Annotated in this window: 19 protein-coding genes and 1 tRNA gene; 3 read left to right on the top strand and 17 right to left on the bottom strand. The window is 62.9% G+C overall.

The window, feature by feature from the left end:
* Nucleotides 1-72: 72 nt before the first annotated feature.
* A complete protein-coding gene (gene xylF / locus AC56QX_RS09200) occupies nucleotides 73-1,113 on the bottom strand; it encodes a D-xylose ABC transporter substrate-binding protein (protein ID WP_477223203.1) in 1,041 nt (346 codons plus the stop codon).
* A 271-nt stretch (nucleotides 1,114-1,384) separates the two neighbouring features.
* On the opposite strand from xylF, the gene AC56QX_RS09195 reads away from it, so the two are divergent.
* On the top strand, nucleotides 1,385-2,635 hold the full coding sequence (locus AC56QX_RS09195) for an ROK family protein (protein ID WP_497115383.1): 1,251 nt from the start codon (nucleotides 1,385-1,387) through the stop codon (nucleotides 2,633-2,635).
* A 12-nt stretch (nucleotides 2,636-2,647) separates the two neighbouring features.
* Here the strand turns inward: AC56QX_RS09195 and phoB are convergent, their stop codons facing one another.
* From phoB to AC56QX_RS09160, 7 genes are all read right to left on the bottom strand, one after another.
* Nucleotides 2,648-3,337: a phosphate regulon transcriptional regulator PhoB gene (phoB, locus tag AC56QX_RS09190; protein WP_032917568.1), complete on the bottom strand. Its 690-nt coding sequence runs from the start codon at nucleotides 3,335-3,337 to the stop codon at nucleotides 2,648-2,650.
* A gap of 19 nt (nucleotides 3,338-3,356) precedes the next feature.
* Entirely contained in the window at nucleotides 3,357-4,064 is a 708-nt protein-coding gene (gene phoU / locus AC56QX_RS09185) for a phosphate signaling complex protein PhoU (RefSeq protein WP_010911897.1), read from the bottom strand.
* Nucleotides 4,065-4,089: 25 nt separating this feature from the next.
* The gene (pstB, locus tag AC56QX_RS09180; RefSeq protein WP_497115380.1) at nucleotides 4,090-4,893 is read right to left on the bottom strand and encodes a phosphate ABC transporter ATP-binding protein PstB; all 804 of its coding nucleotides are present in this window, start codon (nucleotides 4,891-4,893) and stop codon (nucleotides 4,090-4,092) included.
* Nucleotides 4,890-5,741 carry a phosphate ABC transporter permease PstA gene (pstA, locus tag AC56QX_RS09175; RefSeq protein WP_497115378.1) on the bottom strand — a complete coding sequence of 284 codons (852 nt, stop codon included), beginning with the start codon at nucleotides 5,739-5,741 and terminating at the stop codon, nucleotides 4,890-4,892. Before pstA ends, pstB begins: the two co-directional genes overlap by 4 nt.
* Nucleotides 5,742-5,744: 3 nt before the next feature.
* Nucleotides 5,745-6,728 carry a phosphate ABC transporter permease subunit PstC gene (gene pstC / locus AC56QX_RS09170; protein ID WP_497115376.1) on the bottom strand — a complete coding sequence of 328 codons (984 nt, stop codon included), beginning with the start codon at nucleotides 6,726-6,728 and terminating at the stop codon, nucleotides 5,745-5,747.
* Nucleotides 6,729-6,795: 67 nt separating this feature from the next.
* Nucleotides 6,796-7,851 (bottom strand): phosphate ABC transporter substrate-binding protein PstS, encoded by a 1,056-nt coding sequence (gene pstS, locus AC56QX_RS09165; protein WP_172223134.1) that lies wholly within the window; start codon nucleotides 7,849-7,851, stop codon nucleotides 6,796-6,798.
* A gap of 531 nt (nucleotides 7,852-8,382) precedes the next feature.
* Nucleotides 8,383-12,558 carry a PAS domain-containing protein gene (locus AC56QX_RS09160; protein ID WP_497115374.1) on the bottom strand — a complete coding sequence of 1,392 codons (4,176 nt, stop codon included), beginning with the start codon at nucleotides 12,556-12,558 and terminating at the stop codon, nucleotides 8,383-8,385.
* Nucleotides 12,559-12,774: 216 nt separating this feature from the next.
* Between AC56QX_RS09160 and AC56QX_RS09155 the strand changes: the two genes are divergently transcribed.
* Nucleotides 12,775-13,098, top strand: a complete 324-nt coding sequence (locus AC56QX_RS09155; RefSeq protein ID WP_497117719.1) for a hypothetical protein — start codon at nucleotides 12,775-12,777, stop codon at nucleotides 13,096-13,098.
* 35 nt (nucleotides 13,099-13,133) lie between these two features.
* Here the strand turns inward: AC56QX_RS09155 and AC56QX_RS09150 are convergent, their stop codons facing one another.
* Both AC56QX_RS09150 and AC56QX_RS09145 read right to left on the bottom strand, forming a co-directional pair.
* A complete protein-coding gene (locus AC56QX_RS09150) occupies nucleotides 13,134-13,370 on the bottom strand; it encodes a hypothetical protein (protein WP_477223198.1) in 237 nt (78 codons plus the stop codon).
* 124 nt (nucleotides 13,371-13,494) lie between these two features.
* Nucleotides 13,495-14,409 (bottom strand): DUF2865 domain-containing protein, encoded by a 915-nt coding sequence (locus AC56QX_RS09145; RefSeq protein WP_497115372.1) that lies wholly within the window; start codon nucleotides 14,407-14,409, stop codon nucleotides 13,495-13,497.
* A gap of 321 nt (nucleotides 14,410-14,730) precedes the next feature.
* Between AC56QX_RS09145 and AC56QX_RS09140 the strand changes: the two genes are divergently transcribed.
* Nucleotides 14,731-14,946, top strand: coding sequence for a hypothetical protein (locus AC56QX_RS09140; RefSeq protein WP_056575764.1), 216 nt, complete (start codon nucleotides 14,731-14,733; stop codon nucleotides 14,944-14,946).
* 99 nt (nucleotides 14,947-15,045) lie between these two features.
* On the opposite strand, the gene tolA is transcribed toward AC56QX_RS09140, so the two are convergent.
* The 7 genes from tolA to AC56QX_RS09105 all read right to left on the bottom strand — a co-directional run bounded on the left by tolA (nucleotide 15,046) and on the right by AC56QX_RS09105 (nucleotide 19,198).
* Complete coding sequence (tolA, locus tag AC56QX_RS09135) at nucleotides 15,046-15,417, bottom strand: cell envelope integrity protein TolA (protein WP_497115370.1); 372 nt, start codon at nucleotides 15,415-15,417, stop codon at nucleotides 15,046-15,048.
* A gap of 269 nt (nucleotides 15,418-15,686) precedes the next feature.
* Entirely contained in the window at nucleotides 15,687-16,550 is an 864-nt protein-coding gene (locus AC56QX_RS09130) for a glutathione S-transferase family protein (RefSeq protein ID WP_497115368.1), read from the bottom strand.
* 28 nt (nucleotides 16,551-16,578) lie between these two features.
* Nucleotides 16,579-17,160 carry a VOC family protein gene (locus AC56QX_RS09125; RefSeq protein WP_497115366.1) on the bottom strand — a complete coding sequence of 194 codons (582 nt, stop codon included), beginning with the start codon at nucleotides 17,158-17,160 and terminating at the stop codon, nucleotides 16,579-16,581.
* Between the two features lie 651 nt (nucleotides 17,161-17,811).
* Nucleotides 17,812-18,183 (bottom strand): hypothetical protein, encoded by a 372-nt coding sequence (locus AC56QX_RS09120; RefSeq protein ID WP_497115364.1) that lies wholly within the window; start codon nucleotides 18,181-18,183, stop codon nucleotides 17,812-17,814.
* Nucleotides 18,184-18,202: 19 nt separating this feature from the next.
* A tRNA-Glu gene (locus tag AC56QX_RS09115) sits at nucleotides 18,203-18,277 on the bottom strand.
* Nucleotides 18,278-18,367: 90 nt separating this feature from the next.
* Entirely contained in the window at nucleotides 18,368-18,775 is a 408-nt protein-coding gene (locus AC56QX_RS09110; protein WP_497115362.1) for a VOC family protein, read from the bottom strand.
* A gap of 39 nt (nucleotides 18,776-18,814) precedes the next feature.
* The gene (locus AC56QX_RS09105) at nucleotides 18,815-19,198 is read right to left on the bottom strand and encodes a fimbrial protein (RefSeq protein ID WP_497115360.1); all 384 of its coding nucleotides are present in this window, start codon (nucleotides 19,196-19,198) and stop codon (nucleotides 18,815-18,817) included.
* Nucleotides 19,199-19,220: the final 22 nt, after the last annotated feature.

Raw genomic sequence — 19,220 nt, 5'->3', positions numbered from 1 at the left:
TGAAGCGGAAGCCCCTTGAGAAACGCCGCGGCTTTTGGGCCGCGGCGTTGATATCGAACGGTATTGCGCCGTTTAGTTGCAGGCCGCGACGCTGCCGGCGGCGACGCCTGCGCAGACTTCGTCCTTCTTGATCCAGCCGGCGTCGATGACGACGTTGAGATTGTCCTTGGTGATAGCCACCGGGGTCAGGAACAGTGACTTGACGGTGTTGCCGCCAGGCGTCGTGAAGTCTTTGACGCCAGCGATGTCGGTCATCTTCTTGCCGTCGGCCAGCTGCGAGGCGATCTCGGCGGCATTCTTGCCGAGTTCGCGCGCGTCCTTCCACACCGATACGGTCTGCGTGCCGAGAGCGATGCGGTTCAGCGCGGCATGATCGCCGTCCTGGCCCGAGACCGGCACGGTACCAGCCAAACCCTGCGCCGTCAGCGCCGCGACGACGCCGCCGGCGGTGCCGTCATTGGCCGCGACCACGGCATCGACCTTGTTGTCGTTGGCGGTCAGGAACTGCTCCATGTTCTTCTGAGCGTTGGCGGGCAGCCAGCCGTCCGTATAGGCCTCGCCGACATTCTTGATCTTGCCGCTGTCGATGGCCGCCTTGAGCACTTCCATCGAGCCCGAGAACAGGAAATCGGCATTCGGATCGGCACCCGAGCCCTTGATGAAGACATAGTTGCCTTCCGGCTTGGCCTTGAACACCGCAGCCGCCTGCAAGCGCCCGACTTCCTTGTTGTCGAAGGTCAGATAGAAGACGTCCTTGTTCTCGATCAGGCGGTCATAGCCGACGACCGGAATACCTTCGTCCAGCGCCTTCTGCACGGCCGGACCGATGGCCGAGGCGTCCTGCGCCAGGATGATCAGCGAATTGGCGCCCTGCGAAATCAGGCTTTCGACATCGGTAAGCTGCTTGCCGGGGTTGGACTGCGCATCGGCGGAGATGTACTTGTCGCCGGCGGCTTCGATCGCCTTCTTCATCGCGGCTTCGTCGGTCTTCCAGCGCTCTTCCTGGAAGTTGGACCACGAAACGCCGATGACCTTGTCCTTCGCCTGCGCGACCGACACGAGCGTCAGCGACATGGCGACACCCGCCAGGATGGCGGCTGTGAATCTCTTCATGATATTCCTCCCTGCGCCGCGTATGGCGCGACCAAACTGGCCCTAAGGCCGGCACAAAGGCTCTATTTTTTCGAGCCTCGAAAAAACACTGATGCAACACCGGAACGCTGTCAACAACGATTCTGATGGATTTTGATGTCCTCGCGAATTTTTTTCGAGCCTCGGAATAAATAAATGACAGGGCGGGCCGCTTCTGCCAGTATTTGACCGTGTCGCTGGCAGCGTTCGAGGGGCCGGAGGAACCGCGGCGACCGGGAGGATGTGGGAAAACATGTCGGTCGGAATCCGCCACGACGATCTGCGCCGGCGCAACCGCGCCATGGTGATTGCGGCCGTGCGCCGGGCCGGTCGGCCGTCGCGCACCGAGATTGCCGCGACCACCGGCCTCAGCCACTCGACCATATCGGCGATCTCTTCCGACCTGATCGGCGAAGGCATCCTGGCCGAAGGCAAGCCGAGCGAGGCCGGCGCGCTCAAACGCGGCCGGCCGCAGGTCGGCCTCGGCCTGAACCCCGAGGCCGCGGCTGTCATGACCGTGGTGCTGTCGCTGAATTTCCTCTCCGTCGCCGTCATCGACTATGCCGGCCAGGTCGTATCGGAAGAACAGCGCCGGCTGGACACGCTGACCATGTCGCGCGAAGCGCTGATCGGCGAATGCGTCGCCATCGTGCGGCGGCGCCTCGAGGATCCCGATATCGACGTGCGCAGCGTCGCCCGCATCGCGCTGGCGATCCAGGGCATCACCGACACCGCGGCCCGGGCGATGCTCTGGTCGCCGATCACGCCGCAGACCAACATCGCCTTCGCCGACATACTCGAGGCCGAGTTCGGCATCCCCGCCACCATGGAAAACGACTGCAACATGATGGCGGTGGCGCTGCGCTGGCGCGATCCCGAGCGCTACCGCGACGACTTCATCGCCATCCTTCTGTCGCACGGCATCGGCATGGGCCTGGTGCTGAAGGGCGAGCTGTTCACCGGCACCCATTCCTCGGGCGGCGAGTTCGGCCACATGATCCATCGGCCCGGCGGCGCGCTCTGCCGCTGCGGACGCCGCGGCTGCGTCGAGGCCTATGCCGGCAACTACGCCATCTGGCGTAACGCCAGGCAACTCAGTGAGGACACCGAGCCGGTCGCCGATGTCAGCGACGCGCAGATGCGGGCGCTCGCCGCCACGGCACGCGAACGAGACGGACCCGAGCGCGAAGCCTACCGCAAAGCCGGCGAGGCACTGGGCTACGGCCTCGGCAGCCTGTTCGCTCTGATCGATCCCGCACCCGTCGCCATGGTCGGCGTCAGCGCCGCCGCCTTCGACCTGATCGAGCCGGCATTGCGCGAGGCCATCGCCCAGACCGCCGGCGGCCAACACTCGAAATCGATTTCCTTCGACACCGAACCGAACGAACTTCCCCTCATCCGCGAAGGCTGCGCCATGCGCGCATTGACCTTCGTCGACCAGGAGATTTTCGCGCCAGGCGTGCAGGCGAAATCAGGCCTTGCCGCAAAGAAAAACGTAGCCTGAATCAGGTCGCGCTCAATCCTCGCGGATCGCGTAGCCCGCCCCACGAATGGTGCGGATAACGTCCGGCATGCGGCCATTGTTGACCGCCTTGCGCAGCCGGCCGACATGCACGTCCACCGTGCGCTCGTCGATATAGATCGTCTCGCCCCAGACATTGTCGAGCAGCTGGCTGCGCGAGAACACGCGGCCGGGATGGCGCATCATGAATTCAAGCAGGCGGAACTCGGTCGGGCCGAGCCGGATCTCGCTCTTCTTGCGATAGACCCGGTGCGATTCACGGTCGAGCACGATATCGCCGACCTTGAGCACGCTTGACAGAACTTCCGGCTTGGCGCGGCGCAGCAGCGCCTTGACGCGAGCCATGAATTCCGGCGTCGAGAACGGCTTGACCAGATAGTCGTCGGCGCCGGTCGAGAGCCCACGTACGCGGTCGCTTTCTTCGCCCCGCGCGGTCAGCATGATGATCGGCAGCCGCTCGGTCTCGGGCCGCATCCGCAGGCGCCGACAGAGTTCGATGCCGGACACCGCCGGCACCATCCAGTCGAGCACCAGAAGGTCGGGCACGTTCTCCTGCAGGCGGATTTCAGCCTCGTCGCCGCGCGGCACCACCTCCACCTGGTAGCCTTCGGATTCAAGATTGTAACGGAGCAGCACCCCCAGCGGCTCCTCATCCTCCACCACCATAATGCGTGGCGCGATCATTGATTGGTCACCTCTTGCGTCAGGCCGCGGGCGCCGACATCGCCGTCTCATCCTGCTTGGGACGATTGGCGGGCAACTGCGTGCCGGTCAGGACATAGTAGGCGTTTTCGGCGATGTTGGTCACGTGGTCGCCGATGCGTTCGAGATTCTTGGCGCAGAACAACAGATGCGTGCACGCCGTGATGTTGCGCGGATCTTCCATCATGTAAGTCAGCAGTTCGCGGAAGACGGAGGTGTATTTGACGTCGATGCGTTCGTCGTCGGCGCGCAGCTTCGCCAGTGCCGCGGCATCGCGCGCCGCATACTCTTCGATCACGCCCTGCACCTGGATCAGCACCAGCTGCGCCATGGCGTCGATGGAGTGCGACAGGTCGCGCGGCGTGGCGCTGAGACCGACGGTGCCGACGCGCTTGGCGATGTTCTTGGCAAGGTCGCCAATGCGCTCGAGGTCGCCGGCCATGCGGATCGAGCCGACGACATGGCGCAGATCATCGGCCATCGGCTGGCGCTTGGCGATCAGCGTGATGGCGCGGTCGTCGAGTTCGCGCTGGCGCGCGTCCATGATGGCATCGTCGGAGACCACACGCTGTGCCAGCGCGTTGTCGGAATTCAGCAGCGCCTTGGTGGCGCCGCCGACCATCGAGCCGGCGAGGTCGCCCATGTCGCTGATCAGCCTGCTGATCTGTCCGAGATCCTCATCGAAGGCTGCGACTGTGTGTTCGGCCATGATCCTGGTCCTCGTATGCGTGCGATCAGCCGAAGCGGCCGGTGATGTAGTCTTGCGTGCGCTTCTCGCGAGGCGACGTGAATATCTTCTCGGTTTTGTCGAACTCGACCAGTTCGCCCAGATACATGAAGGCGGTCTGCTTCGAGACGCGCGCCGCCTGCTGCATATTGTGGGTGACGATGACGATCGTGTAGTCGGCCTGCAGCTCGTCGATCAGCTCCTCGATCTTGGCGGTCGACAGCGGATCGAGCGCCGAGGCCGGCTCGTCGAGCAGGATGACTTCCGGCTTCACCGCCACCGTGCGGGCGATGCACAGCCGCTGCTGCTGGCCGCCTGACAGGCTGAGGCCGCTGGCATTGAGCTTGTCCTTGACCTCGTTCCACAGGGCTGCGCGCTTCAGCGCCTGCTCGACGCGGCCGTCCATCTCGGCCTTGCTGATCTTCTCATAGAGCCTGACGCCGAAGGCGATATTCTCATAGATCGACATCGGGAACGGCGTCGGCTTCTGGAACACCATGCCGATCTTGGTGCGCAGCAGGTTGAGATCCTGCGAACGGTCGAGAACGTTCTTGCCGTCGAGCAGCACCTGGCCCTCGGCGGTCTGCTTGGGATAGAGTTCATAGATGCGGTTGAAGACGCGCAGCAGCGTCGACTTTCCGCACCCCGACGGTCCGATGAAGGCGGTGACGCTGCGCTCGGGCAGCGACAGCGTGATATCCTTCAGCGCCTTCGACTGGCCATAATAGAAGTTGAGGTTCTTGACCTCGATCTTTACCTTGGCGGCTGCCTCGGCGGCGATCGTCATGTCTGGAGACAACATCTGGCTCATTTGTCCTCTCTGCGTCCGGTCAAGCTGCGCGCAAAGATGCTGAGCGCGAGAACCGTCAATGTGATGATGAGTGCACCAGTCCAGGCCAGTTGCTGCCATTCCTCGTAAGGGCTGAGAGCGAACTGGAAGATGGTCACAGGCAGGCTGGCCATTGGCGCGTTGAGATTGCTCGACCAGAACTGGTTGTTCAACGCCGTGAAAAGAAGGGGTGCCGTCTCGCCGGAGATGCGGGCGATGGCCAGCAATATGCCGGTGACAATGCCCGACAGCGCGGCGCGGTAGGCGACTGACTTGATGACCACCCAGCGCGGCGCGCCGATCGCGGTGCCGGCTTCGCGCAAGGCGTTGGGCACCAGGTTGAGCATGTCCTCGGTGGTGCGCACGACGACCGGGATGACCAGGATGGCAAGCGCGACGGCGCCGGCGATCGCCGAGAAATGCCCCATCGGCCGCACCATCAGCTCATAGACGAACAGGCCGATGATGATCGACGGCGCCGACAGAAGGATGTCGTTGATGAAGCGCACCACGGTGGTGAGTTTCGAGAAGCGGCCATATTCGGCCATGTATGTGCCGGCCAGAACACCGATCGGTGTGCCGACGATGATGCCGATGATGGTCATCACGATGCTGCCGTAGATGGCGTTGAGCAGACCGCCGGCATCTCCGGGCGGCGGCGTCATTTCCGTGAAGACCGCAAGATTGACACCGGAAAGGCCCTTGTAGAGCAGGGCGCCGAGGATGAGCGCCAGCCAGACAAGGCCGATTCCGGCGGCGACGACGCACAGCGTCATCATCACCCCATTCTTGCGCTTGCGGCTCTGGTGAAGCGACGTGGCTGTCGACATCGGTCAGGCTCCGGTGCGGGCGTCGATGCGCATCAGCATGTAGCGTGCGATGGCAAGGATCAGGAAAGTGATGACGAACAGGATCAGGCCGAGCGCCACCAGCGAAGAGGTGTAGAGATCGCCGACCGCTTCGGTGAATTCGTTGGCGATGGTGGCCGAGATCGTCGTTGCCGGCGCGAACAGCGAGGTCGAGATGCGGTGCGCGTTGCCGATGACGAAGGTCACCGCCATGGTTTCGCCGAGCGCGCGGCCGAGGCCGAGCATGACGCCGCCCATGATGCCGATGCGGGTGTAGGGAATGACGACGCGGCGGGTCACTTCCCAGGTGGTGCAACCAATGCCGTAGGCCGATTCCTTAAGCACCGGAGGCACCGTGTCGAAGACGTCCTTGGTGATCGAGGTGATGAAGGGCAGCACCATGATGGCAAGGATCATCGACGAGGTCAGCAGGCCGATACCATAGGGCGGGCCGGCAAACAGGCTGTTGAGGCCGGGAATGCCATGGAACACGCTGATGATGAAGGGCTGCACGGTCGTCTGCAGGAACGGTGCCAGGACGAACAGGCCCCAGATGCCGTAGATGATCGAAGGGATGCCGGCCAGCAGTTCCACCGCCATGCCGATCGGGCGCCGCAGCGGGCGCGGGCAAAGCTCGGTGAGGAAGATGGCGATGCCGATGCCGAGCGGCACGGCTATCAGGATGGCGATGGCCGAGGTGATGATGGTGCCGTAGATCGGCGCCAGAGCACCGAATTTCTCCGTCACCGGGTTCCAGCTTTCGCTGGTCAGGAAGGAAAAGCCGAAGGTGGAGAGGGCTTGCCAGGAGCCGGCAAACAGCGAGATCGCAACGCCGCCGAGCAGAACCAGCACCAGGATCGCGGCAGCGCGGGTCATTCCATGGAAGATCGAGTCGGTCAGCGCGAACCGTCGGACGGTGGCATCGCGCGAACTTCTAACGGCTGGCAAGGCTTCCTGGACAGCGCTCATGTCAAGCTCGGCTCTTTTGAATGGAAGGAAAAGGAGCGCCGCGAGCGCGGCGCTCCTTCAAGGGATGTTACTCGCCGACGTAGACGGGCTTGCCGTCGGCCTGGATGTCGGTCTTCCACGAAGCCTTGATCAGGTCGACGACGCTGTCGGGGATCGAGACATAGTCGAGCGCCTTGGCGGTTTCCTTGCCGTCCTTGTAGGCCCAGGCAAAGAACTTCAGGGCCTCGCCGGTGGCGGCGGCATCATCCGGAGCCTTGTGGATCAGGACCCAGGTCGAGGCTGCGATCGGCCAAGTGGCGTCGCCAGGCTCGTTGGTGATGATGACGTTGAAGTTCTTGGCCGTCTTGAAGTCGGCATTCGAAGCGGCAGCGCCGAAGGATTCGAGCGACGGCTCGACGACCTTGCCGGCTGCATTCAGCATCTTGGAGTAGGACAGGTTGTTCTGCTTGGCATAGGCGTACTCGACATAGCCGATGCCGCCATCCGTCTGCTTGACGGTGTTGGCAACGCCTTCGCTGCCCTTGGCGCCGACGCCCGTGGGCCATTCGACGGCGGTGTCGGAACCGACCTTGTCCTTCCAGTCGGGCGAGAGCTTCACCAGATAGTTGGTGAAATTGAAGGTGGTGCCCGAGCCGTCCGAACGATGCACGACGGCGATCGCGGTCGACGGCAGGGTGAGGGTGGGGTTCAGCGCCTTGATCGCGGCATCATCCCAGGTGGTGATGGCGCCGAGATAGATCTGGGCAATCGTCTTGCCGTCGAGGACGAGCTCGCCCGGCTTGACGCCGGTCAGGTTGACGATCGGCACGATGCCGCCCATCACCATCGGGAACTGCACGAGGCCGTTCTTTTCCAGATCGGCATCGGACATCGGCTTGTCGGTGGCGCCAAAAGTCACGGTCTTGGCGATGACCTGCTTGATGCCGCCGCCCGAACCGATCGACTGGTAGTTGAGGCCGATGCCGGTGTCTTTCTTGTAGGTGTCGGCCCACTTGGCGAACACCGGATAGATGAAGGTCGAACCGGCGCCGGAAAGATCAGCTGCCATGGCTGCGGAAAGGGTGAAAGTAGACGCTGTAGCCATTGCAATCGCAACGGCCGCCGAGCGGATGAAATGTCTCATGTGGCCTGCTCCTGTTCGGAAGATGGTCTCTCGGCGCCATTCCTAACCAGCGCCCGCTGAGGCCAATAGCCCTCGATTATAACAGTCGCATGACAGTTTCGTGTCAGCCCGGTAACGCGTTGCCGGCACTGGAAAAGGCAGTGGCGTCGGGCGATCGTCGCCTGATCCGAGTTTGCCTCCGGAATCAGGGGCTTGAGCCATCCACCGGCTCGAGCCGCCGTCGGATTCGACGGGGCTTTCTCAGGTGAAGAAAATCCGGACGGGAGTGCGTTGCTCAAGACCAGAGCGTGTCATGGCCGGGCCATCGCCAAAAACAGGTCCGTTGGGGTAGGTTGACGCTGTTCCATACTGGCGGTCGCTGCTCCCGCCCGTAACTGCAAGGGCGGAATTCGATTTTGCCATTCTCCCGGCTGGGCGCCGCCTTTGATATGGTGCGATCGCACCATAGGCATTGCACGCAGGGGTAGCAGCGAATCGGCGATTGATTCCCTCGCTTGCCTCTTCGGATCCCTGAAAGCGCGCGGCGGGATGCTATCCCGCGTTGCGCTGGACCTGGCTGCCGGCGCCGATCCAGCGCTCGACCTTCTCCAGCAGGGCCCTGGGGCTGATCGGCTTGGGCAGATAGTCGTCCATGCCCGCCTCCAGGCAGCGTTCGCGGTCGCCCTTGAGCGCATGCGCAGTGACGCCGACGATCGGCACATGCGTGCCGGTTTCCTCTTCCAGCCGGCGGATCGCGGCGGTCGCCTCGAGCCCACTCATCTCCGGCATCGAGACGTCCATCAGGATCATGCACGGATTGAGCTTGCCGAAGGCGTCGAGCGCCTTGCGGCCATTGCCGACGATCTCGAAGCCGTAGCCGGTCTCGCCGAGGATCTGGGTGAAGACCATCTGGTTCACCTCATTGTCCTCGGCAACGAGGATATCCAGCCTGTGTCCGCCATCGCCGGTGGCAGGCAGCCTCGGGCGAACCGGCGGCGGCTGCAATTGCGCGCGTTGTTCGGACGGCGCCAGCGGTGGCCGCTGGGGGGCAGCGAGCGCCTCGCCTGCGAGCGGCTGCGCGGGGTGGCCGTCCGTGGTGTGGCGATGGCGCTGGATGGTCGCCACCAGCGTTTCCAGAAGCACGGAGGAGCGCGCCGGCTTGATAAGTTGGGCATCGATGCCGAGATCGCGGTAGCTGGTGTTGGCGAGCGACTGGTCGACCGAGGTCAGCATGATGATCGGCGTGTCGGCGAGGCCTTCGGTGTTGCGCACGATGCGCGCCATTTCGGCGCCGCTCATCTCGGGCATCTGGTAGTCGAGCACCACGCAATCCACGGCCACGCCATAGGCAGCGGCGGCGATCAGCACTTTCAGGCCCTCGGCGCCGCTCTCAGCCGCACAGGAATCGAACGTCCACGAGGTCATCTGCTCTGTCAGGATGGCGCGGTTGACGGCATTGTCGTCAACGATCAGCACGCGTGCGCCCGTCACGTCCACCGGCATGATGCGCTGCCCGTTCTGCTGACCGGCCCTGGGCAGCGTCACGGTGAACCAGAAGGTCGAGCCCTTGCCCTCGGCGCTCTCGACGCCGATGGTGCCGCCCATCAGCTCGACCAGCCGTGAGGTAATGGCAAGGCCAAGCCCGGTGCCCTCGTGCCGCCGTGTCGAGGAGGTGTCGACCTGGCTGAATTTTTCGAACACCAGTTTCAGTTTTTCCTCGGGGATGCCGATCCCGGTGTCGGTGACCGAGATCGTCAACCTGGTTCCGGTCGGCACCTTCTCGCCGGTCACGTCGACCAGCACATGGCCCTCATCGGTGAATTTCACCGCGTTGCCGACGAGGTTGGTGACGATCTGCCTGATGCGGCCGACATCGCCGATGAACAGGCTTTCGAGCCTCGGCTCGACACGCACGATAAGCTCGAGGTCCTTTTCCTTGGCGCGCGTCGACACCAGCGTCGCCACATCCTCGATCGCCTCGGCAAGATTGAAAGGTGCCGGATCGAGTACCATCTGGCCGGCATCGATCTTGGAGAAATCCAGGATGTCGTTGATGATGGTCAAGAGCGCGTTGCCCGACTTGACGATGATGTCGGTGAACGTCTTCTGCTTCGGATCGAGATTGGATTTGGCCAGGAGTTCCGCCATGCCCAGCACACCGTTCATCGGCGTGCGGATCTCGTGGCTCATATTGGCGAGGAATTCTGACTTGGCGCGGTCGGCGAGCACGGCGCGCTGGCGCGCCTCGCTGAGTTCGGCCTCGCGCATCTTCAGTTCCGTGATGTCGGTGGTCGATCCGATTAGGTAGAGCGAACCGTCCGACGCGATCATCGCGCCCTTGCGCGCGAACTGATGCCTGACGCTGCCGTCGGCAAGCCGCACGGTCTCCTCGATCTCCTGGGTGTCGCCGGTGCGCAGCACGGCCAGATCGCCGGCCACGAAAGCCTCGCCGTCCTCCCCGAAAATCTCGATGTCGGTCTTGCCGATCGCATCTTCCCTGCTGAGACCGGTCAGATCGCACCAGCCCTTGTTGACATAAAACTGCCTGAGATCGGAGCGCTTGGCGTAGATCGACACCGGCACATTGTCGATCAGGCTGCGGAACACCTCGTTCTCGCGCATGCTCTCTTCCAGCGCCTGCTCGCGCGCCTTGACGTCGGTGATATCGGTGCTGGAGCCGACCAGGTGCATCGATCCGTCGATGGCCACCAGCCGGCTCTTGCGCGTCATCAACTGCCGCACCGTGCCGTCGCGATGGGTGACGGGCTCCTCGATCTCGAGGCCCTTGCCGGTTACGACGACCTCGGTGTCGTCATGGCTGTAGCTTTCCGCGTCTTGCGTGCCGAACAGCTCGCGGTCGGTCCGGCCGATGACGTCTTCCTTGGCAAGGCCCGTAATCGCGCACCAGGCCTTGTTGACGAATTCGATGCTCAGGTCCTGCGCCTTGATGAAGGCCGCCACCGGCAACTCGTCCATGACGTGTCGGAAGAGATCGATCTGGCGCATCGAATCGCGCAGCGCCGCCTCGCGGCTCTTGATGTCGCTGATGTCGACGCGCACGCCGATAAACGTGCCGTCCTCGGTGCGCATGTCGTAGACCTGGTACCAGCGCCCATCGGCATTGAGGCGCTCGTAGGACGAATTTGGCAGATGGTAGCGCGCCAGCACGCCGTCGGCCCAGCGTTCGGTGTCAACGTCGTAAAGCTTGTCGAGCTCGGGATCGCCACACGAGCGGAAATAGCCGACCGCATGGCCGAACTCCAGCGCCTCGCGGAAGGTGCAGCCGGGCTGCCAGACGGGCTTCAGCGCCGGCAGCGAGTCCTGCAGCTTGCGGTTGGCGAAGACGAACTTGTCGTCGCGGTCGTAGATGATGACGCCGGCCGGCAGCGATTCCAGCACGCTGGCGAGATGCTTGCGAGCGTCCTGCGCCTCAGTCTCCCGGCCCTTCATGTCGGTGACGTCGACATAGGAAATGAGCCGCTTGCCGCCTGGCAGCGGCGCCAGCGATGCGACAAGCGTGCGCCCGTCATTGTGTGGCAATTGCCTAGAGCCGGCGATGCCGGCCCTGATTTCGGCTTCGCGCTCGGCGGTATGACGTTGCCAGGCAATTTCATCGGCGCCGTAAGGGTCAATAGCCCGGCTGGCTTCCATCAACTCGCGAAAGGCCGAGCCGATACCGGCGCGGCCTGGATCGATCCTCCAGAAATCATAGAAGGCGCGATTGATGATTTCGGCGCGCATATCGGCATCGAGGACGAGAACGCCAATCGGCATCTGATCGACCATGGTGCGCAGATTGACGAAGGTCTCGGCGATCTTGGCGTTGGCGCTTTCGATCTCGGCATCGCGACGCTTGAGTTCGGTGACCTCATAGTAGGTCAACAGCCGCTTGCCCCCGGACAGCGCCGTCACCGAGAACATCATCGTCCTGCCGCTTGCATGGACAAATTCGCGTGGCGCGACGGAGCCGGCGCGGATCTCCTCGATACGGGCGGCGAGATAGCGCCGCCACTGCTGGTCGTCGATGTCGCCATAGATGCCATTGCGGCGGTTGAGGTCCATCAACTGGCTGAACGGAGCGCCGACGGTCACGGCACCATCCGCAATCCCGGACAGATCGCGATAGGCCTTGTTGACGATCAGCGTGTCGAGCTTGGCATCGAGAAGCACGACGCCCATGTGCATGGCGTCCATTGTCCGTTCGAGATCGGAAAGATGCCGGTCGGGTTCGCTGCCCGGCAACGGGTTCTGTTCCGCGGTCTCGAAGGCGCTGGCCAGCGTGGTAACGTTGCGGCCTATGCCGCGATAGCCGGCAAATTTTCCTTCGCTGTCGAACCGTGGGAAGCCTGACGTCAACACCCAGCGGCAGTCGGCGCCGCCTCCCTTCAGTTCGTAGACGAAGTCGCGAAACGGCCGGTGCGCCTGCAGATCTTGCAGATGCGCTGCCGCGCTGTGGTTGCCCTTCAAGACCTGATTGAGGAAATCGAAGCGGAACCGGCCAAGCACATCGGCCGGATCGATGCCGGTGGCCGCCTGGTAGGTGGGGGAAAGCCAGGAGAATCGCAGTTCGGCGTCGGTCTCCCAGATCCAGTCCGAGCCCAGCTCGACCAGTTGGCGAAGCGCGGCGGCCGAATCCATGTACGCGCGAGGCGGCGCGTCGCCGCGGTCTACCGCCTTGCCGGGCCCACGCTTGCCGCGCGCGCCGATTGCTTCGTCCGCTTCCGCCATCCCGTCCCCACCCCGAAAATCAAGGCCGAACCCTCCCTCCACGGTTCGTCGGCGGAATGTGCCCGAGAAGCATTAACGATCCGCTAACCTTAACGGCGCAACCAGTCCGTTCCTCCTGCGTTATTCAGTCCGGTTGTCGGGTGCACCAAGGCCGCGTTATAAGCCTGTGCAGGGGTGTTGCTTATGACTGGACGGATAGGGCCTTTCTTGCTGGGCGTGGTGCTGCTTTTCGGCAGCGGCTGCTCGCGCAGCTATGACGGCACGGTCATCATCCCGCGGCCGCTCGACGCCAGGCGCTTCTGGGACCGGCCGCCACCCAATGTCGACTACGCGCCGCAGGCCGACAACGGTGCCTTTCCGGTGCCGCCACAGCCGCCGCCCGGACGATTTTCCGAGCGCAGGGTCTCTAAACCTGGCGTGCAGAGACGGCATCAGACGCGATTATCACCGCCGCCTCCCCCGCCCTCGGACCCGGTAAAGCAGTTGGCGTGCAAGAACGTAAGCGCGCCGGGACAGCGGGTTCGCATGGTCTGCGAATAATTTCGGGAAAAATCTGGAGCCTTATACGACAGGGCCTATAGCGATGCCGCGCCCTTCTTCGGTTCCTTCGCGCCAAGCTTGTCGAGCGCAAAGCGAACCTGGCGCAAATCGTCCTGCCAGCCGTCATCGTCGCCCATGGAACTCTCCGACGCGGCCCGCTGCAGGCCCCGCGCCTCGGATTCGATCTCACGCAGTTCGGCGATCTTCTCGTCATTGGTCAGGGAGCCGTTTTCGACGATCTCCAGAACCCGCATTTCCCTGAACGTGGCCATGGCGTTTCTCCTGGCTGATGTCGATCACAACGCCGTGAGCGCCCCTCTGTTCCAGGTGGGTCCTACAGCCGGCTGCACCATGGCAGCCCGCTGCGTTATCCGATGGTTGCGCAGAGAGGGGCGGTCATTCAGCCGGGAAGAAGGCCGGGCCAACCACGCGCACCGGCCGCTTGCTGGCCTCGATCGACTGCTCCTGAGCGGCACCAGGGGCTTCTGTGCCGGATTGCGCGATTGCCGCAACGCTGCCGACGTCCGGGCTGCCGACGTCCGGCTTTCGCTGCGGCAGGGGAATGATGGCATTGCTCATGTCTGCTGGCGTCACCGTCCTTGCCCTCAGTTCGGCGACCCGCTGGTAGTAGCGCTTGACGTCGCAGGCCTTGAAATTGGCATCGTCGCGGTAGCGGAAAGCCGACGGCAGTTCGGTGTAGGGTTTGCGCGTATCGAGCGCGACCATCTTTTCGGTTTCCAGACTGGCATCGCTCAGCGTGTAGAGATCGACGGCCGGATCATCGCAGATGTAACGGCACTGATCGGCCATATCCTTGACATCGTCGCTGCCGGCGAATTGCGACTTTGGCGCCGGGAAGAAATATCCATCCGAAAGGCGCACGCAAAACAGCATCGAATTGCCGGCATAAATTGCTCCGCCCGCGGTGGACTGGGTCTTCGATGCCGGGCGCTGATCCTTCGCCCCGCAGCCAAGCGCCGCGAGCCGTGCCTGCAGGCCCGAAACGTCCCGGCCGGAACCGGCCGCGATCTGGCGCAGCACCTCCGTCCGGTTCTTGGCAAGATCGGCACAGGCGTTGAAGAAGCCGCCCGTGGCACTTTGCGCCGTGCACCTGCGCTGCCTCTCCAGGCCCTGTATCGCGACAAGCTGGCGGCGCAACTGCGCCAGTTCGGGGCTCACGCCCCCATCGCGGCCACCAGAAAGCAACTGACCTCTGATCACGCTGCAGCTATCCGCATAGGAAGCCGTCGTGCCGAGCGCAAAGGCGGCCACCGTCAGCGCGATCATCATGAGAAGCCAGGAGCGGATCATCGGGACGACATTGTCCTTGCTGTTGACGGACTGGAATCACATTCTTTCGACTGGGGTAATCTTCGACCAAATGAGCTATACCTAATACTTAAAGAATTATAACCTGAGCAGACTTTCATCCAGTGTAATAGAACGGCCCCTGTGAATTCGATATTACACTTTTATTTCAAGATTGAGACGAACCGGAAAACAATTCGGCCAGACCGGCGGCTGTCGGAATTGCGAGGCCATGGCATCAGCCAACGATCAATCCGGCGTTATCGGCACCTGACGCTGAAACCTTTGCCTGAGTGCGGCGTTGATAGGCAGAGGAGAACGCAGATGTCGATCCACTTCACGGTATCGGAACTGACAAGGAACCTTTTCCATTCTCTCGGGCTGGATCATGAGCGCGCGCCACGACCGCTCAATCCCGAGCAAAACCTGTTGCTGGAGTGCTATCTGGCCGGGCAAATCCCGGAATCGGCCTGGAGTGACTATGTCTTCGAGACACCGGACCTGGCACGGCATGCCAAGGTTCGGCGCCTGAGCCATTGAGCAATTGGTTGTGAAAAGCAGCCTGGCGGAGGCATAAAGCCTTGCCGGGCGACGCGCTTTAGTCTCGCCATTTTCTCGCTGAAATGCCGGCGCGAGCCGCTATTGCTTCGGGGAAGCCAATTGCAGCGTAAAGACGTTGCCGCCTATGCCTTTCGCCAGCGCCGGTGAAAGGGTCAGGGGCGTGCAATTCTTGACAGCCGCGATGGCCGCCTCGATGAACGCCTTCCGCGCCTTGTCATCGCCGGCCACCTTGGCGGCGGTCGGCCGCGGCGGACCGATCAGCGAGCCGTCGCGCTTGAAGCTGAAACTCAACGTTACGGTCGAATTCCCGGCATCCGCCGGCGGCGTCCAGCACGCCTGGATTGCGTCCCCGACATCATCCATTGTGTTGAGCGTCGCGGCCTGTGACGGGAGAAGCGTTCCAGCCAGCATGCCGCCGGAGATTATCAGCATTGCCGCCACGCATTTCATCGCAACCCCTCATCTCATCCAGGTCGGCATTCCAAGCCGAATCTGCTGAAGGGATGTTAGAGCCAACACCGGCGATGACAATATCGTGGCGCAAAAAGTTGATGCGCCGGCGCTGCCTGATCACCGTCCCGCGATGTCCCGGCATGAGGCGCGCAAAAAGCAAAAAGGCCGGCACGGAGCCGACCTTTCCTTCCACCGATAGTGCGCCAGTACATCCGTGGTCGCGCGGTGAATTCCCAGCAGTAGACAGGGCTTAGGTTAACGAATCCTTAAGCTGGAGCCTTCGCCTGCGACCGCACATAGGCGATGTAGCCACGCACGTCGCCGGCCGGCTCGGCGTAAGCCTTGCCGAGCTTCTTCTCGATTGCCGCCATGTACTCCTTTGCCCATTTGGGCAGCGGATAGTCGATGACCGCCAGGAACTCGAGCGTTGCCGCCAGCCGGATGTCGGCGATCGACGGGTGCTTGCCGCCGATGAACGGCTTGCCGTCCCTGAAGAAGCTGTGAAAAACCTCCAGCGGCTCGGCGATCGCAGCCATGGCCGCCTTCTGTGCTTCCGACTTCTTGTCCGGGTGGGCGTCGCTGTGGCCGACCTCGCCGGGATAGTGCGGGAAGCCGAGCGCCGGATAGGTGGCGCGCGCCACATAGGGGTAGAGCGTGCCGATCAGGTAGAACATGGCGCTGTCGACCATCGCCCGCTTGGCCGGCGCCTTCGGATAGAATTTCTCCAGCCCGTGCTTGTTGGAGAGATACTGCATGATGGCACAGCTTTCCCAAAGCACGCCTCTGGGCAGCCCCTTGTCCTCGATCATCGGTGTCAGATGCGCCGGATTACGCGCCATGTATTCGGGCGAGCGGGTGTGGCCCCAGGCGTCGGTCTCGGCGGCGTCGAACCCGGCCGCGCGGGCAAACACCCGCACTGTCATGTTGTTGACGCTCGGCTTCAGCATGCTGAGCTTCAGCGCCGGCTTTTTCGCAGATTTCGCCTTGGCCTTCGGTGCGGACGTCTTGGCCGCCGGTTTTGCCGCCTTCGCGGCAGCCTTTGGCGCCGGCTTGGCCGCAGCCTTGCTTGCCGGTTTGGCAGCTGCCTTGGCCGCCGGCTTCTTCGCACTCTTACTCACTGTCTTTGCCATTGTTGTCCTCCCTCTGTCTTGTTGGCCGTCAGTATGGATTCTTCGGCGCCCGGTCGTCCGACAGGGTCGCGCGGGAACTCTCGACAAGCGCCTGGATCGCGTCGGCAAGGTGCGCCTCGGCAATGTTGTAATCACCGCGCGCGACCCGCAGCCTGTGCGCCTGCATCAGCACGTCGGCATGGGTGAAACCCGCCGGCGGCTCGAAGCGGTAGGAAGCAAGCTCGATCAGCAGGCCAAGCGGATCCTCGAAGTAGATCGAATCCATGAAGCCGCGATCCTTGACGCCGCTGTGCTTGATGCCGCGCTCGTCGAGCCGGGTGACCGCCTGCAGGAAGGTGACGCGCGACACCGCAAACGCGATGTGGTGGACGCAGCCCGGATCGGTCGGCGTGCGCCGCTTCGGCGGCGTGCGGCTCTCATCGGTGAAGACGGTGATCAGCCGGCCGTCGCCTGGATCGAAATAGAGATGGCTTTCGCTGGCCTTGTCGAGGTTGGGCTGCTCGAAGATGAACGGCATGCCGAGCACGCCTTCCCAGAAATCGATCGAGGTCTGGCGCCCGGCGCCGACCAGCGTGATGTGGTGGACGCCCTGCGCTTGCAGCTTCTGCATTGGCCTTCTCCCCGCGGCATCGATTGCCCGTCAGGATCTCAGTGGCACCCGGCATTCTGTGAGCCGCTTGAGCCGTGCCTCGAAATCCCTGACGTGATGCTAATGCAATCGGCCCCGCCGCGCCAGAAGCGGCGAGTCCTATCGTTGCACGACGGTGAAACCGCTCTTGGCCGTATAAGCCTGCAGAATCCATTCAAGAGATGGCGGACGCGATCGCAACGCGGAAGCCGCCCTCATCGCGTCCTTGCCGAAGCCGCGGCTACGCGACGGCCTTGAGCTCAGCTTCCACCAGCATCCCCAGGCCGCCACATTCGGCGCACGCGACGGTCTTCCCCGGGCAACTGATCTGGTGCGTCCCTTGCGGGCAGCAATGCCCTTTCGACGCAGACCATCTCGAGCAATCGAAAACCTTGCCGCCGCCATGGCAGCGCGAGCAAATCGTCTTCCCTGACGCCATTCCAACTCTACCCAACCCAAAATCCGCGCTGCCGCGGATGCTACCCCGGCCCCGTAAGTAGCAGGGATTGTTGCGCTTTCAAGCGTCGCGGGCTGACTTAAATTGGGGGTATTCGGGGATGCGGAGCCGCCGGGTCGCGGGCGTCGCCAGTCAAGAGCAACCTACATAGGTGCCTTGTCTGAATGCCGCCAATGCTAGTCGAGAAACCTGATCTTGGTGAAGGACATCATCTCTCCCATCACGTTGCCGCTGTCATCGACCTGCTGCCCTTGCCCGGCTGTGACGGTCACGCGTTTTCCCTTGTAGCGGGACGGCATCACGGTTTGCTCGTTCCAGCTTTCGCACTCGGGCGCGGCACACAGGCCGACTTGCTCCACCTTCTTGCGGTCGACAATGGTCAGATAGCAATTGTCGCCACATTCGAAACCTCGAATGGTGCCGGTGATCTTCTTGTCCTTGGAGAACGACGGACCGCACTGGGCAATCAGGGACGCGGAAATGAGGAGCGGCAAAGCCAATTGTTTCATGCAGCCAACTTGCTGCAACATGCCGTACAGCGCAAGCATCGCATCTGGCAGAAAACATTGGTACGCCCAAGGGGAATCGAACCCCTGTTCCCGCCGTGAGAGGGCGGTGTCCTGACCGCTAGACGATGGGCGCGTTCAAGAACCGGCGATATAGGCTGACGGCCGGGAAAAAGCAACTGGGGTTCGGCCGCTTTCCCTTATCGGGGAAAAGTCGGCTGCAGGCCTAGCGTTTCGGCTCGATCAGGTCCCAGAGATTGCCATGGAGATCGGCGAAAACCGCGACCGTGCCATAGGGCTCGAAACGCGGCGCCTCGCGGAATTCGACGCCCTTTTCCAGCATCGCCGCATGGTCGCGGGCAAAGTCGTCGGTTTCCAGGAACAGGAAGACCCGGCCGCCCGTCTGGTTGCCGATGCTTTGCCTTTGCGCCTCGTCGGACGCCTCGGCCAGCAGCAGTCTGGCGCCCTGCCCGTTGGCCGGCGCCACCGTGACCCAGCGCTTGCCATCGCCGAGATCAACGTCCTCGAGGAGCAGGAAACCCAGCCGCCCGACATACCAGGCGATCGCCTCGTCATAGTCGCGGACAACCAGTGCCACGGTCGCGACACGACGATGTTCGGCAAAGCCGGTCATTTCTGCGACACGCTTGTTTGTTGCACTGTTGCGGCCAGCCTATTTGTTGCGAATTGCGAACTGGCCGATCAGGCGGCGCTCGGCGATATCATAGACGAAGATCGCGCGGCCGCCGTCGGCAAGCTCGGCGTCGATCGAGATGCGATTGCCGGACAGCGACTGGCTGACCACTTTTGCGCCGACCGGCAGCACGATGTCGCCGCCCAACGGCTCGCCGGCGGGCACCTGGATATCGCCAGCCAGCGGCGGGGTCGCCGATGGCGCTTTGCGGGCTTTGTAGACAATCGCCGCGATCACCACCATAAGGGCCAGCAGCAGCAGGCCGAGATTGATGGCCATGAAGCGGACGAGCTTGCCACGCATCTTTTCGACCTCGGGGTCGAGCGGCTTTTCCTGATCTTCGTCGGCATCGGGCCGGGCCATGGCAAATATTCCGGAACGGTTT

It is taken from the genome of Mesorhizobium sp. RCAM 06353 (assembly GCF_059683585.1).
The sequence above is the reverse complement of the archived record's forward strand: the minus strand, read 5'-3'. Positions and strand labels throughout refer to the sequence as shown.